Raw genomic sequence first — 14,771 nt, 5'->3', positions numbered from 1 at the left:
GTTCACACCCATTCTAAAAACTTTGTAACAATGATTTAATAATTAAATACCAACCATCAACTAAAACAAATAATAATATTTTAAAAGGTAATGAAATCATAACTGGAGGAAGCATCATCATCCCCATTGACATCAGGATACTTGCGACAACCATATCAATAACTAGGAAAGGAATAAATATCATAAATCCAATTTGAAATGCTGTCTTAATCTCACTAATGGCAAAAGCGGGTACAAGTGCTGTTAAAGGAATATCCTCTACTGATTCTGGTTGCTCAATTCCAGCATAGTTTAAAAATAACGCCAAATCTTTTTGCCTTGTATGTTTACTCATAAACTCTTTAAATGGAATAGCAGCTCGATCATAAGCTTCTTCTAACGTAATTTCCTCATTAAAAAGAGGCGTTAACGCCTGTTCGTTTACCTGTGAAAAGGTTGGTGCCATTATAAAGAAGGTTAGAAATAGCGCGATTCCAATCAAAATTTGATTTGGAGGCATAGATTGTGTTGCAAGTGACGTTCGAACAAAGGATAAAACTATTATTATTCTAGTAAAACAAGTCATTAAGATTAATATACTAGGTGCTATCGATAAAACTGTTAATAATAAAAGGAGCTTTACAGAGGTGCTGACATCTTCAGGGTTGCTATTGTTAAAAAACTCCATAAACTCATTCATGCTTGTCTAAACCCTTTCTTTCAATATCCTCAATCTGCTTTGTCCGCTCTTTTTTCATTTTTTCCAATTGTTCACTTAACTTTGTTGAAAATGTCATTGTTGACTCATTATGTTTCTGTCCTTTTGCACCTTGTTGAATAAATGAGAACACTTTTTGTATTAAGTCTTTTGATTCAACAACTCGTTCTTGCTTTTGCTCAAACTCCTGAATAATCTTCTTACTTTCTTCTTCATCATTGATTTCCGTTAACAGAGAAATTGACTCTCCTACACCAACAACTAAAACTCTGTCACCTATTTTCACCATCTGTACTGATTTGTTTTGCCCTACATTTGTACCACCAAGATTAACAATTGCTTGTCCTTGCTGAAAAACTCTGTTTCGCTTTGTAACAAACTTTAATAAAAAATAGACGAGAAAAAGAACGATTCCAAGCGCAAAGAACATTTTAATAAAATCAAATGCAGTGACAGATAAAGCATCACCTTGAACATTTTCATCCGGACTTACTTGCTCATCTTCAATAATGTTTGTCTCGTCAGTTTTTTGCGTTTGTTCTTCATCATTCAAATTTTCATATACACTTTTGTTCGAAGAATCCTCCGCAAGCACATTTGATGCAGCTTGCGGAGAGAATAAAATAAGAGCTAATAAAATCAAGATGACGTAGTTTCTACGAAGCAATGTCACTCCACCTTTAGCTTAAAGTTTTTCCAATCGCCTCTAATACACGGTCTGCTTGGAATGGCTTAACAATAAAATCCTTTGCTCCAGCTTGGATTGCATCAATAACCATTGCTTGCTGCCCCATCGCTGAACACATAATAACTTTTGCATTGCTGTTTAATTTCTTTATTTCTTTTAACGCTGCGATCCCATCCATTTCAGGCATTGTAATATCCATTGTTACCAAGTCTGGTTGAAGTTCTTTGTATTTTTCTACAGCTTGAGCTCCATCTGCTGCTTCAGCAACTACTTCATATCCGTTTTTAGTTAAAATATCTTTAATCATCATTCTCATAAAAGCTGCATCGTCTACAATCATAATCTTGTGTGCCATAGTTTCCCCACTCCTACTATATTAATTATTTAAGTTTGTTTAAACGTTCAGATTGACTAATAATATCCGTAACACGTACTCCAAAATTCTCATCAATAACAACGACTTCACCTTTAGCCACAATTTTATTGTTAACTAAAATATCAACATGCTCACCAGCTAACTTGTCCAATTCAATAATAGAACCAGATGATAGTTCAAGAATTTCCTTTACAGAACGTTTTGTTCTACCAAGTTCAACTGTTACTTTTAGAGGGATGTCTAAAAGCATATCAAGATTTTGAATATCCTGTTGTTGATATTGTACAGGCTCAAAACTTGCAAATTCAGCTGGCTTAACATTAACTGTCGGCTGAGGTCTCTGTGGTTGAGCATATTGTGGTGGTGGAGCATGCATCTGCTGATTAGGCTGCCCCATATATGGTTGTTGTGTTTGTTGATACATTGGTTGTTCATAAGACTGCTGCTGTTGTTGATACATTGGTTGTTGTGGAACTGGTTCTTCATATTGTTGGTGCTGAACTGTTGGCTGAGGAATAGTCTCTTCCTCTTTCACCGCTTCAGCTGTAACAGCAACCTCTTGTGATGGGTTAATTAATTGATCAATTAAATCTTTAGCAAAATATAAAGGTAATAATTGCATAATATTCGAATCAATCAATGTACCGATTTTCAGTCTAAATGATACCTGAACTAACAAGTCTTCATTTGGAATAGTATTAGCATCCTCAGTCTCATTTACATCTAGAAGCTCAACTGTTGGGGGTGAAATGTCTACTTTTTTATTGAAGATAGTAGACATTGATGTTGCGGCTGAACCCATCATTTGGTTCATTGCTTCCTGAACAGCACTTACTTGAATGTCCCCAAGCATATCATCAGGATTTGTTCCATCTCCACCCATCATTAAATCAGCAATAATGGCTGCATCACTTTGTTTAATGACTAAAATGTTACTTCCAGAAAATCCCTCTGTATAATTAACCTCAATTGCCACATAAGGATGTTGGAATTGATCTCCAAGTTTATTTTTATGAACAACTGAAACACTCGGTGTTGTAATTTCAACCTTTTGTTGAAGTAGTGTAGATAAAGCTGTTGCAGAACTACCGAAAGAAATGTTTCCAATTTCACCAATGGCATCTTCTTCCATATCACTAAAGTAATCTTCGTTCTTTAGTTCAGCTTTGTCATTTGTATCAGCAGGAGTTTCTTCTTCGTCAACGCTTGATCCTTTTAATAAAGCATCAATTTCATCCTGAGATAGCATATCATTACTCACCATCTTCGTCACCTCTCGATAAGTGGTCAATAATTTGAACCGCTAATTTTTTGTTTAATTTCCCTGGTTGTCCAGTAAACTTTGGCTTGTCACCTATTTTAACCACCAATGGTTGATCGATGGTACGATCTAATTGAATGACGTCTCCAGGTTGTAATTGAAGAAAATCTTGAATAGATAAATCAGATGACCCCAATTCTGCAGACACTGTGAGATCAGCAAGATTAATTTGCTTTTTCAAAGCATCAATCTCGTTTTGCTTCGGCTCTTTACGATCAGACTGCATCCAATAATGTACAGAAAGCTTCGGGATAATTGGTTCCAAAACAACATGCGGGATACATAAATTTATCATTCCGCTCGTTTCTCCAACTTGAATATTCAATGATATAACAACAACTGTTTCATTTGGAGAAACCATCTGTAAAAACTGAGGGTTCACTTCAAAATCTGCCATTACAGGATCAATTTCAACTAAAGAATCCCAAGCTTCTTGGTAGTTTTCTAGTGATTTTTCAAAGATATTTGAAATAATTTTTGTTTCTATCTCAGTTAGATTTTCAATTTTATTAACACTTGCACCGATACCACCCATAATTCGATCCATCATAGCGTATGCTATATTAGGATTCACTTCCATTAATACTCTACCTTCCAAAGGGTGAACTTCGAATATATTTAAAACAGTCATCTTTGGAATAGATCGTATAAATTCTTCATATGGTAATTGGTCAACAGAACCTACAGTTATTTGTATATACGTTCTTAATTGAGCTGAAAAGTGTGTTGTTAATAGTCTCGCAAAGTTGTCATGAATTCGGGTTAAACTTCGAATTTGATCTTTTGAGAATCGCAAAGCACGTTTAAAATCATAAACCTTAACTTTTTTATTGGATTCTTCCTTTTTTAATTCATCTGCATCCATCTCACCTGTTGAAATAGCAGATAGCAAGGCATCAATTTCACTTTGTGATAAAATATCACCTGCCAAAGTTTTCACCTCCCACTAAAATTTGTTAGTAATTTATTATTGAAGGATATAGGAAGTGGTATAAACCTTATTGACCTTGCCTTCTTGCATCAATTCGTTAACTTTCACAGTAATTGTTTCTTTTAGTTTATTCATGCCTTCAGCACCATCGAGCTGATCCGCGTTCATATTAGCCAATTCGGAAATGATAATATCGCGAACTTGAAACTCACGTTGAAGTAATTCTTCCTTGGCTTTCTTTGAGTCTGTTTCAATTTTAAATGATAAGCGTACTATATTACCACTGGATAAATTTGTGGTTATTTCCGGTATATCTACGGATGCCTCAACCACCTCTTTAATTGGAGGTGCTTTATGCTCATCTTCATCTCCAAGAAATTTTGTAACAACAACTAAGGCTGTAACTCCAATTAATGTTATAGAACTTATAATGACAAGCATTATCGTTAAAAGCTTCTTATTCATCTTCCAAGACCTCCGAGTCTTTTCTCAGCGACAATACATTTATATTTCTATAGAAGGAAGAGATCTTTGTTCGAACCTCTTGTTCATTCTCCTTCACAACATATTTGTGACCATTTGTTAGAGTAATTGTTGTGTCAGGAAATGATTCAATTACCTCAATATATAATGCATTCAAGGTAAATGATTTACCATTCAATCTAGTAACTTGAATCATATTTACAGGAGCTGAGTAGCCGAGCTAAATATCAGCCCCTTCCCCCTTATTAACGTTTTAGGTTCACTAGTTCTTGAAGTATTTCGTCTGAAGTTGTAATTATTTTTGTATTTGATTGGAACCCACGTTGAGCTACGATCATTTCAGTAAATTCTTCTGATAAGTCAACATTTGACATTTCAAGTGCGCCGGCTACAATTGAAGCAACTCCGTCAGTACCTGGTGCGAAAAGCTCGTCTAATTGAATCCCATTAGCATTTTTATCAACTTTCCCTGAGTTAGAAGATTCTCTGAATAAGTTTCCACCTGCTTTTTCAAGACCACCTGCGTTAGCAAAGTTGGCTAGGCGAATTTGACCAGCTACATTTAATTGACCACTGCTGTTAACAAATGTAACAGTTCCATCTGGGCCGATTGAGAAGCTTTGAGCGTCAAGTGGGATTTGGATTAGGCCCGCTTCTCCGCTTAGGCTGTCAGACCATTTAGGTTTCAGTAAGTTTTCCGCTGCATTTTCGTATGTGACAACTGATTGAGCTACTTGATCTAAATCTACTTTAAAGTTTGTTACTTTATCTAAAAGTGCTTTTATCTTGTCTACATCAGTACTATTTAATGCAACATAAGTTCCTCCAGTCGGACCAGCAGGTGCTGCCGCATAATCTGGATCTGGATTTGTAGTTGGTGGAGTAATTAGGTTTGAAACAATTGTACTTACTTGGCTAACAATTTCACTTACAGGTGCACCGTTAAAAGTGTTTATACTATTATTTAGCGTAACAACAGATCCTGTTGGTGTTCCACCATTAGCATTATAAAATGAATTAGCGACAGTATTAAAGCCACTTCCATTATATGATCCGTTACTATTTACATAATCATGGAAATCCTCATATGCAGTATCCATTGCAGTATAAGCTGAAGCAACACTATTACCTGTAGTCAATGCATCTTCATACTCTGTATATGCTGTTAATAATGTGTTCGCTTTGTTCTCAAGTACTTTTGTAGCGTCAAGCATATTTTTATATGATGTTTCAAATACATTTATAGCAGTTAAAGCTGTATTTCCTTTTGTAATTTCAGCTGGAGTCGGAAGTGTTTTCTCACCAGTCTCACCCACTAAATACAATCCATCAGATGTAACTAAATACCCTCTATCATCCATATAAAAGTTCCCAGCTCTTGTATAACTAAGATCCATCGCACGGTCAATTGCACCTGTTATAACGTTATTCCCCATTTGGTTACCACGGTCAACACCAACACGAGCTAAATCTGAGATCGTAGCTACTGGGAAGAAACCATCACCTGATAGTGCTAAGTCCAGTGTTCTTGCTGTTGTTTGAGTTGCACCTGTTGTATGAATTACGTCAATTGATGAAGCCTGCGTACCTAAACCAACTTGCTGTGCGTTTGTTCCCCCACGGGCACCGTTTGCTGCACCAGCACCTGAAATTTGCTGACTGATTAAATCTTTAAATGTTGTACGTGATTTTTTATAACCGTACGTATTTACGTTTGCGATGTTATTTCCGATAACATCTAGCTTCATTTGAAAGTTTTTCATACCACTGATACCTGAGTACATTGAACGTAACATTAACTTTTCTCTCCCTCATTTTTGGATTTTGTTGTTTCAGTCGATCCACAACATAAGCTTCCTAGAAGGGCCAGCTTTTTAATCCATAATAATTGTTCCATTTATATTGGTAAAAATTTGAGATTTCGCTTCTTCAATATTCATTGCCGTTACAACTGTTTTGTTTTTTGCACTAACGATAAGAGCAGCATCCTGCAAGATAACGAGTGAATCCGTCACACCTTTATAGCTTGCCTCCTGCACTTTTTCCTCGATCAAATTCCAATCATTATCAGAGATATGTATATCTCTTTGCTGAATTCTTTCTTGTGCATGTTTACTAATCTTTAAAGTTGGGTTTTGCAGCTCACTCAGAACTTCTTTAAATGAAGCTTGAGGTTTTATAACATTAGTTCTGGATTTCATTGCATCTAATGTTTGTGAAGTAACAGGTTTAATAGGTAAAGTCATCAACACACCCCCTTACTCAGGCTGGCTGATTTTTGTAACTAAATCACTCGTAATTTCTTTCCCATTATCAAGTTCAAGAATTATGCTATTGTTTTTTTGTTTGATTGCTTTTACAACTCCAGTTTGTACAGCCTCTTCAGCACCTGAATCTGACCATTCAATAGATTTACCAATCATCTCTGAATATTTTAAAATAGAATCCGTTGCTTTTTGTGTATCTAAAAACTTTTGCATCAGGGAATTCATATTGGTAATCTGTTCAAGTGATGAAAAGTTAGCCATCTGTGAAATGAATTCTTTATCTTCCATTGGGTTTAATGGATCTTGGTTTTGTAGTTGTGTCATAAGTATTTTTAAAAATTCATCTTTTCCAAGATTGGATCCAGAACTACGAGTTTTTGTATTATTTGACAATAATAAACTTGGATCTATAGATACAGACATAAGCAGCCTCCTTAAATTGAAATGTTTAATGCATCATTTAGTGAATCTTTAAAGTTCACATTATTTTGTTCTTCTTGATCGGAATTTTCATTTTGATTGTTATGTTCTTTTCCTTGTTTAGGGTCTTTATTTTCTCTTAGGAATTTAGAGGAATCATCAGTAAAAACTTCAAATCTCTCAAACTCTATATTTACATTAGGTAATGCCTGCCTCAGCTGAGATCCGCTATGTTCTAACAATTCCTTTGCTGATTGTGTGGCAGCAATGATTTTTGCAACCATTTCACCATTCTGCTGTTGAACAATTCTAATTGTAATGGACCCAAGATGCTCTGGAGTCAAATTAATAACCAAACGGCTTGTGCCATTGTTAAATTGAGAGAGTCTACTATTTTTCAGCAACTCGATCATTTTATTTGTAAATTCTTCTTTCGTCGAAGTTAATACATTTGTATTTTTATTTTCACCAACGGTCATAAGCTGATCTTTTTGTACGAATTTATCTAATTGAATAGAAAAAATTTCTTCAGGAACAGAAGCTGAATTTAATGAAAGACCTGAGTTATGTTGACTAGCAACTAAATCTTTATTAAATGAATTATTTTGATCAGTATTTTCTGCAGAATCTACCACAGTCATTAGCTTTGTCAGCAGTTCCTTAACTTTAGATAAATCATCTGATGAGAGTATCTGCTTTAAGTGATCAGCTACATCAGAATCAGCTAATAATGAGTCTTTAAGCAAATTTTTGGCATAATTTGCTTCGGAAGGATTTTCCATTAAGCCTAGTAGTTTACTATAATAGCGTAAATCATCTAAAACTTGTTCACTTGCAGTGCTAATAATCATTTGACCTTCCAATAAAGCTTTATCTTCCTTACTCATATTTTCTAGAGCAAAAAACATATGATCGAAGTTAAGATCTTCTGTTGGAGAAAAGCTTGGAAACTCACTTTCTAATAATGCATGTAATTTTTCCAATATTTGAGTCATTTCAACAGAACCGTCCGTTTTAGCTATATCTTCTATTTTTATAGCTAAGGCTAAGATACTAATCCCAATTGGAAGTTTATCTGTTGAGTTTAATAAGTCTTCTAATGATGTAAACTGATTTAACAGCTCATTCATACTTGTTTGTATACTTGAAAGATCTTCTTCAGATAAATTGTTAATGGTTGGGTCTTCACCTAGCTGATTCCCTAGAATTTCTTTTATCTCATTCTTAACTTCTGTTAATAATTCCTTTTGTTGTACATCTTGTTTAGGAGTTACAGCAGTTGGCTGCCCATGTGGAGAATGTTGTACAGAACCTATAAAATCTTTAAAGCTACTTCCTGTACTGCTCTGATTTGTCTTTTTTGGTGAAAAACTTTGAACGTCAAACAAATTTGCGATTTTCACATTTCCACCTCCCTTCTATTCTTCATTAGAAGACAATAGCCCAGTATATTTCACTGCATCTTCAACGGTCATTTTTGCTAATATATCAGCAACTTGCTTATCATCTAATGAAGTAAGGATTAACAAAGCATCTTCTTGAGATAAATTCGGAATAATCTCCGCTGCTTTCTTACTGCTCATATTGTCGTATAAGCTAGAAATATCCTTTTTCTGATTGCTTGTTTCTGTTTCGGTATTTTTAATTTCTTCAAGTTGTTTTTCCAATGAGCTTATTTCTTGTGTAAGAGTTTGAACTTCTTTTTCTTTATTCGTTAAATCCTTTTCAAGAGCAGTAATCATCACTGATTGTTCCTCAACCGTTTCTTCAAGCTTCTTTATTTCTTCTTTTTGAGCTTCTTCTTTCAAAACTTGAGAAGTAGCGGCTGTTTCTTCTTCTTTGAATAATTTTTCAACGACAGGTATTTCCTTTAATGTTGATTTGGCTTTTCCCAGTACATCAAAGCCTGCTACGGATAAAATAACACCGACTAACGTTAAAGTGAAAATCATTGGAATAAATATGACAAAGAAAAACCATTGAAATTTACCGAATTCTTGTTTTTCAGTTTCAGTTTCCACTTTGGGTTCACCTAACTTCCACGATACATATAAGATTGGATAGAAAGATCATCCATTTGCTTGTTTTCAGAATGTTTTGTTGCCAAAATATACTGTTCCAGCTGTTTTTCTTTCAACTTTTCGTATTTTTTCACTTCAATATTTTTCTGCATAAGCTTCATTTGTTTTTCATTCATTCTGTTTCTTGTTAACTGAACCAGTTTTTGATAATGAGTAATTGTTTTTTCGATATTGCTAACAAATTGTTGATAATGTCTAATTTCCTGAACAGACATCCCACTATTTAATCGCGCAAGAGTTGTTTCCTCTAACACTTCTTTTTGTTTCAAAGAATCGTATAATTTGTTCGCTACATTCTCAAAATCATTTACTGATTGATTATACTCGGCCAGTGATTGTTCTTTTTCATTTTCTTTAACATCCATTATTTTTTGGAATCGAAATGGATTTACCATTAAAAATCACCTTTTTCGATTAACTGATTAAGTGAAGCAATACTTTCTTCAATAGTGACTTTATCTTCAACATTTTGCTTTAAAAATGAAATGATTTTCGGATAGAATTTAATTGCTTCATCAATCTCTCGTGAAGAACCTCTTTTATATGCACCGATATTAATTAAATCTTCGGAATTTAAATAGGTTGAAAGAAGATCACGTAGTTTTGATGCAGAACTTTTATGTCCTGAATCAACAATTTGATTCATAACACGACTAATGCTTTTTAGAACATTAATAGCCGGGAATTGTCCTTTATTTGCGAGTTGTCGGTCCAATACAATATGACCATCTAATATACCTCGAACAGTATCTGAGATTGGTTCATTTAAATCATCACCATCAACAAGAACTGTATAAAAAGCAGTGATTGTTCCTTGCTCATTTGTACCAGTTCGTTCTAATAGTTTAGGCAATATAGCAAAAACCGATGGGGTATATCCTTTTGTTGTTGGTGGTTCCCCTACTGCAAGCCCGATTTCACGCTGTGCCATTGCTACACGCGTAACAGAGTCCATCATAAACATGACATTTAACCCTTTATCACGAAAATACTCAGCAATAGCAGTTGCGGTATACGCCGCCTTCATCCTCATAAGAGCAGGCTGATCTGAAGTGGCAACAACAACAATGGATCTTTTTAATCCTTCAGGTCCAAGATCTTTGTCAATAAACTCTCTTACCTCACGTCCTCGTTCACCTATGAGCGCAATCACATTTAAATCTGCATTTGTGTTTCGGGCAATCATACCCATTAATGTACTTTTACCAACACCACTACCTGCAAAAATACCTACACGCTGACCTTTTCCAACCGTTAACAAGCTATCAATAACACGCACTCCAACTTCCATTTTTTCATGGATGGGTGGACGCTTCATTGGATTGGGAGGAGATTGATCAGTTGGAACACTTGCTAGACCCTTTGGAAGATTGGATTCATTTAAAGGTAATCCAAAAGCATCGACTACTTGTCCAATTAAACCCATGCCGACTTTTACTGTTAGAGGTTCATCCGTCGCTTCAACAATACTTCCAGGTGATATATGCATCACTTGCAAATACGGCATTAACAGAACATTTTCATCTTTAAAACCTACAACCTCTGCCGGAATTTTTGTTTTCTTAGATGATCCGGTATAAATATAACAAAGGTCACCAATTGAGCTTTCAGGTCCTCTTGATTCAATCATCAACCCGACTACCCTTTTTACTTTCCCATAACGCTTATAGGAATCTAAACTGTCAATTGTATGAATCAGATCGACTGCTCTCAATTGGAAATCACCTCTCATCAAGTAAATCTAGTAATTGTTTTTTTAATTGCTCTAATTGAGTATCAATACTCAGATCAATTCGCCCAAAAGCAGATTCGATAAAGCAATCCTGCTCATTTAATTCTGCATTAGCATATACATATAAGTCTGTGTCATTTGTCACCAATGTTTTTAATTCATCTTTTTGACTTAACACTAATTCGTAGTAACATGGATGAACATGGATTTTAATATTTTCATATTCTTTTACTTCAAGAAGCCCCTTTTTTACTAAGGGAAGAAAGTTCTCCTGTGAGTCAACAAGTTTAGAACTGATAATTTTTTCTGCTACTTTAATCGAAAGCTCTAAGATAGTGTTTTCAGCAGATTGAATAATTTCATCATAATCTTGCTTTGCCATATCGATCATTCTATTCGACTCTTCAATATGAGCATGATATTGTCTTAGCGCTTCTTGTCTTCCCAGTTCCAAACCTTCTGCATATCCTTCTTGTTTGGCCTGTTCAACTAATTGTTCACGCTCTTGATGCCATTCATTTCTTTCACCGTCTATTTGCTGCTTTATTCTAGATGACTCTTCATATGCAGATTGGATGATCTTCTCTGCTTCTGCTCTAGCTGATTGAATAATATATGAAGATTCTTTTAATAACTCAGGGTCATCTTGAGTTACTTTATCTTGCATTAATAACTGAAGTTGCTGGACTGCTATCGTTTTTTTGTCATCATGATGATTTGTGAATTGAGACTTAATAAGCCTAGACAATAATATCATCTCCTCCACCACGGGCAATGACAATTTCACCAGCTTCTTCAAGTCTTCTAATAACACCAACAATTCTTGATTGAGCCTCTTCTACATCACGAAGTCTAACTGGTCCCATAAATTCCATTTCTTCTTTGAACGTATCAACCATACGTTTAGACATATTCTTAAAGACCACATCTCTAACTTCTTCACTAGCCACTTTAAGCGATAGCATTAAGTCATCGTTTTCTACATCTCTAATCACACGCTGTATTGCACGATTATCAAGTGTAACAATGTCTTCAAAGACAAACATTCTCTTTTTAATTTCTTCAGCCAATACAGGATCTTGAATCTCAAGTGAATCAAGAATGGTTCTTTCTGTTGTTCGATCCACTCCATTTAATACTTCAACAACTGCCTCAATTCCACCAGTTTGTGTAAAGTCCTGAGTAACTGTTGATGAAAGCTTGCGTTCAAGAATCTGTTCAACTTCATTAATTATTTCAGGAGCTGTTCTATCCATTACAGCAATTCTTCGCGCAACATCTGCTTGCAGTTCTTGTGGAAGCTCAGAAAGAATTTGTCCTGATTGAGTCGGTTCTAAATAAGAAAGAATCAGGGCAATTGTCTGAGGATGCTCATTTTGAATAAAATTCAAAATCTGTGATGGATCTGCCTTTCTAGCAAAATCGAATGGTTTCACTTGTAAAGAAGATGTTAGTCGATGGATAATGCTAGTTGCTTTATCTTCACCTAATGCCTTTTCAAGTACCTCTTTTGCGTAAGCAATTCCACCTTGGGTGATAAAATCTTGCGCCATTGCAATATCATGAAATTCTTCAATAATTTCTTCTTTCTTTTCGGAATCAACCTTTCGTACACCTGAAATTTCTAATGTTAGTTTTTCGATTTCTTCTTCAGATAAATGTTTATAAACAGATGCTGATACTTCTGGTCCTAAAGAGATTAAAAGAATGGCAGCCTTCTGTTTACCTGTTAATGCGTTATTATCTTTCCTAGCCATCAGTTAACCTCCTATTCCTCAAGAATCCAAGTTCGTAACAGCTTTGCAAAATCTTCTGGTTTTTCTTTTGCCATTTTTTCTAGCTGCTTTTTACGAACTGTAGTCTCTGTCTCAATTTCATTGTTGTTAATATCTTGAATATCAAACGTTGGGCCATCCTGTAAGTCGTCTTCCTCTTCTTCAAGCTCTTCATTCTCTTGCTTTTTCTTTCTAACTAGCAGAATGATAAGAATAATTATAGCTAATAGTAATACTCCTCCAACGATGTACATCCAAATTGGAATAACAGGAGTCGCTTCAGCTTCTGCAAGTTGTTGTTTACCATCGAACGGTTGTACAGAAACGACTACTTTTTCTTGTAATTGCTCTTGCGTTAAAGGCTCTTCATTTTCTTCTTTATTAATTGACGTTCTTACAATAGTTGATAATATTTGTTGAATATCTTCTTCGCGTTCAGGTGTAAATGAATCAAGATTTTCCGGATCTGGTGGTTCAACCATCACTTGAATTCCTAAGTCACGTATTTTATATGGACTTTCTACAATTTGTTTATTAATACGATTTACTTCATTATTTACTCTTTCTTCAATACGTTCATAATCTCCGTTACCAGTGCCTTCTGCTGTAGCTTCATAGGCTGGAACATCGTTCTCTCCAACTCCATTCACTCCGCCAGCTGCTGCTCCATCTCCCGTGTAGGCTTCTGTAATTCTTTCAACACTGACCGCAATTCCTTCATCAGAACCTTCGACTACTGGAGATACAAGATTTTCTTCACGGTTTTCTTGAGTGAAGTCAATATCTGTTGTAACCGCAACAACAACTTTGTCTTGTCCCATCATCGTACCCAATAACTTTTGAACATCTCGTTGAATATCTTGTTCAATTTGGGCTTTAATTTCTTGCTGAGATGCATAGCTTGTACCTGGTGAAGAGTTTTGACCATTATTTAAATCATAATAGTTAAAATTTTGATCCATAATGACGATATTATCTGTAGAAAGATTTGGAACACTTTTAGACACTAAGTGGAAAAGTGCATTAACTTTTTCCTGATCTAATTGAGCTCCAGGTTTTAAATTCAAAACAACCGAAGCAGATGAACCTTCAGTTTGTTCTCCTACAAAAACAGATTCTGCTGGAAGATTGATCATGACATTTGCATCATTTACTCCGTCTATGCCCTTCATTAAGTTCGAAAGCTCTGTTTGAGTAGCCTTAAGTTTAATCACATCAAACTCTTTATCCGTCATTCCAAAACCAGAATCCTGACCAAAGTAAGAATAGTCAATTGTTCCCGTATTTGGAACTCCTTCAGCTGCTAACTCAACCATCAAAGTGTCTACCATCTCTTTTGGTACCATAATGGTTGAACCATTATTTGAGATTTCGGACTGAACACCCTTCGCATCAAGTGTTTCTTTAATTTGACCTGTTTCAGCAGGAGAAAGATTAGAATAAAGAGGAACTAAATTAGGTTTTGACACAAAGTAAGTCAACAATCCGGCTATAACTAAAAATAGAATCGTACCTGTTATAAGAAGGGTTTTTTGTCCTTTACTTCTTCCTTGCCATAACCCAGATAGTTTATCTTTTGTATTCATTAATTTTTCGTTCATTCCATAAAATCCCCCGGTCACAATGACTTTCTGCATTTCGTAGTCAGAACCGTTCTATTGTTAATAGAACGGTTCCTCTAAACTACTAAACCTGCATTCTCATCATTTCTTGATATGCTTCAATCGCTTTATTTCTGACTTCTATAGCTGTTAGAAGCGTAATACTTGATTTCTGGGATGCAATCATGACATCATGAAGTTCCACATTTTTGCCGCTTGCAAGAGCCTCTGTCATTTTATCTGATTCAAGTTGTGCTTTATTGATCTCATTAATAGATTGCTTTAAAGTTTCTGCAAAACTAGTTTTATTTTCCGTCTTACTATTTGTTATATTGATAGCCTTAGGTTGAACAGGCTGAGTAGTTGTTACTTGGAATGGACTAATACTATTAATCATTT

18 protein-coding genes are annotated in these 14,771 nt (G+C 35.2%); all 18 read right to left on the bottom strand.

The features are described 5' to 3' along the window. Positions 1–13 precede the first annotated feature (13 nt). On the bottom strand, positions 14–679 hold the full coding sequence (gene fliP, locus MVE64_RS23650; protein WP_098796306.1) for a flagellar type III secretion system pore protein FliP: 666 nt from the start codon (positions 677–679) through the stop codon (positions 14–16). Beyond that, positions 672–1,364 carry a flagellar biosynthetic protein FliO gene (locus MVE64_RS23645; protein ID WP_247341697.1) on the bottom strand — a complete coding sequence of 231 codons (693 nt, stop codon included), beginning with the start codon at positions 1,362–1,364 and terminating at the stop codon, positions 672–674. Before MVE64_RS23645 ends, fliP begins: the two co-directional genes overlap by 8 nt. Positions 1,365–1,377: 13 nt before the next feature. Then, positions 1,378–1,740, bottom strand: a complete 363-nt coding sequence (locus tag MVE64_RS23640; RefSeq protein ID WP_098796304.1) for a response regulator — start codon at positions 1,738–1,740, stop codon at positions 1,378–1,380. A gap of 25 nt (positions 1,741–1,765) precedes the next feature. After that, positions 1,766–3,025 carry a flagellar motor switch phosphatase FliY gene (fliY, locus tag MVE64_RS23635; RefSeq protein ID WP_247341694.1) on the bottom strand — a complete coding sequence of 420 codons (1,260 nt, stop codon included), beginning with the start codon at positions 3,023–3,025 and terminating at the stop codon, positions 1,766–1,768. After that, positions 3,015–4,013 (bottom strand): flagellar motor switch protein FliM, encoded by a 999-nt coding sequence (gene fliM / locus MVE64_RS23630; protein WP_247341692.1) that lies wholly within the window; start codon positions 4,011–4,013, stop codon positions 3,015–3,017. The genes fliY and fliM overlap by 11 nt, the downstream gene beginning before the upstream one ends. Before the next feature lie 36 nt (positions 4,014–4,049). After that, positions 4,050–4,478 (bottom strand): flagellar basal body-associated protein FliL, encoded by a 429-nt coding sequence (gene fliL / locus MVE64_RS23625; RefSeq protein ID WP_247341689.1) that lies wholly within the window; start codon positions 4,476–4,478, stop codon positions 4,050–4,052. Next, complete coding sequence (locus tag MVE64_RS23620) at positions 4,471–4,692, bottom strand: flagellar FlbD family protein (RefSeq protein ID WP_098796300.1); 222 nt, start codon at positions 4,690–4,692, stop codon at positions 4,471–4,473. Before MVE64_RS23620 ends, fliL begins: the two co-directional genes overlap by 8 nt. A 49-nt stretch (positions 4,693–4,741) precedes the next feature. Next, positions 4,742–6,292: a flagellar hook-basal body complex protein gene (locus MVE64_RS23615; protein ID WP_247341687.1), complete on the bottom strand. Its 1,551-nt coding sequence runs from the start codon at positions 6,290–6,292 to the stop codon at positions 4,742–4,744. Positions 6,293–6,370: 78 nt separating this feature from the next. Further along, positions 6,371–6,742, bottom strand: coding sequence for a TIGR02530 family flagellar biosynthesis protein (locus tag MVE64_RS23610; protein WP_379050177.1), 372 nt, complete (start codon positions 6,740–6,742; stop codon positions 6,371–6,373). Between the two features lie 12 nt (positions 6,743–6,754). Next, entirely contained in the window at positions 6,755–7,186 is a 432-nt protein-coding gene (flgD, locus tag MVE64_RS23605; protein ID WP_212134549.1) for a flagellar hook assembly protein FlgD, read from the bottom strand. Positions 7,187–7,197: 11 nt separating this feature from the next. Continuing rightward, the gene (locus MVE64_RS23600) at positions 7,198–8,586 is read right to left on the bottom strand and encodes a flagellar hook-length control protein FliK (RefSeq protein WP_247341684.1); all 1,389 of its coding nucleotides are present in this window, start codon (positions 8,584–8,586) and stop codon (positions 7,198–7,200) included. 15 nt (positions 8,587–8,601) lie between these two features. Further along, positions 8,602–9,204: a MotE family protein gene (locus tag MVE64_RS23595; protein ID WP_247341682.1), complete on the bottom strand. Its 603-nt coding sequence runs from the start codon at positions 9,202–9,204 to the stop codon at positions 8,602–8,604. Between the two features lie 11 nt (positions 9,205–9,215). Beyond that, entirely contained in the window at positions 9,216–9,659 is a 444-nt protein-coding gene (fliJ, locus tag MVE64_RS23590; RefSeq protein WP_098796294.1) for a flagellar export protein FliJ, read from the bottom strand. After that, positions 9,659–10,978 (bottom strand): flagellar protein export ATPase FliI, encoded by a 1,320-nt coding sequence (gene fliI / locus MVE64_RS23585; RefSeq protein WP_247341680.1) that lies wholly within the window; start codon positions 10,976–10,978, stop codon positions 9,659–9,661. The genes fliJ and fliI overlap by 1 nt, the downstream gene beginning before the upstream one ends. A 7-nt stretch (positions 10,979–10,985) precedes the next feature. Then, complete coding sequence (fliH, locus tag MVE64_RS23580; protein WP_247341678.1) at positions 10,986–11,744, bottom strand: flagellar assembly protein FliH; 759 nt, start codon at positions 11,742–11,744, stop codon at positions 10,986–10,988. After that, positions 11,737–12,753 carry a flagellar motor switch protein FliG gene (gene fliG, locus MVE64_RS23575; protein WP_247341676.1) on the bottom strand — a complete coding sequence of 339 codons (1,017 nt, stop codon included), beginning with the start codon at positions 12,751–12,753 and terminating at the stop codon, positions 11,737–11,739. Before fliG ends, fliH begins: the two co-directional genes overlap by 8 nt. Positions 12,754–12,764: 11 nt before the next feature. Beyond that, positions 12,765–14,372: a flagellar basal-body MS-ring/collar protein FliF gene (fliF, locus tag MVE64_RS23570; RefSeq protein WP_247341674.1), complete on the bottom strand. Its 1,608-nt coding sequence runs from the start codon at positions 14,370–14,372 to the stop codon at positions 12,765–12,767. An 85-nt stretch (positions 14,373–14,457) separates the two neighbouring features. Further along, on the bottom strand, positions 14,458–14,769 hold the full coding sequence (gene fliE / locus MVE64_RS23565; RefSeq protein ID WP_212134535.1) for a flagellar hook-basal body complex protein FliE: 312 nt from the start codon (positions 14,767–14,769) through the stop codon (positions 14,458–14,460). Positions 14,770–14,771 lie beyond the last annotated feature (2 nt).

Origin of the sequence: Metabacillus endolithicus, from assembly GCF_023078335.1 — a bacterium.
GTDB lineage: Bacteria > Bacillota > Bacilli > Bacillales > Bacillaceae > Metabacillus > Metabacillus endolithicus.
This window is presented reverse-complemented; position numbering and strand designations above follow the sequence as displayed.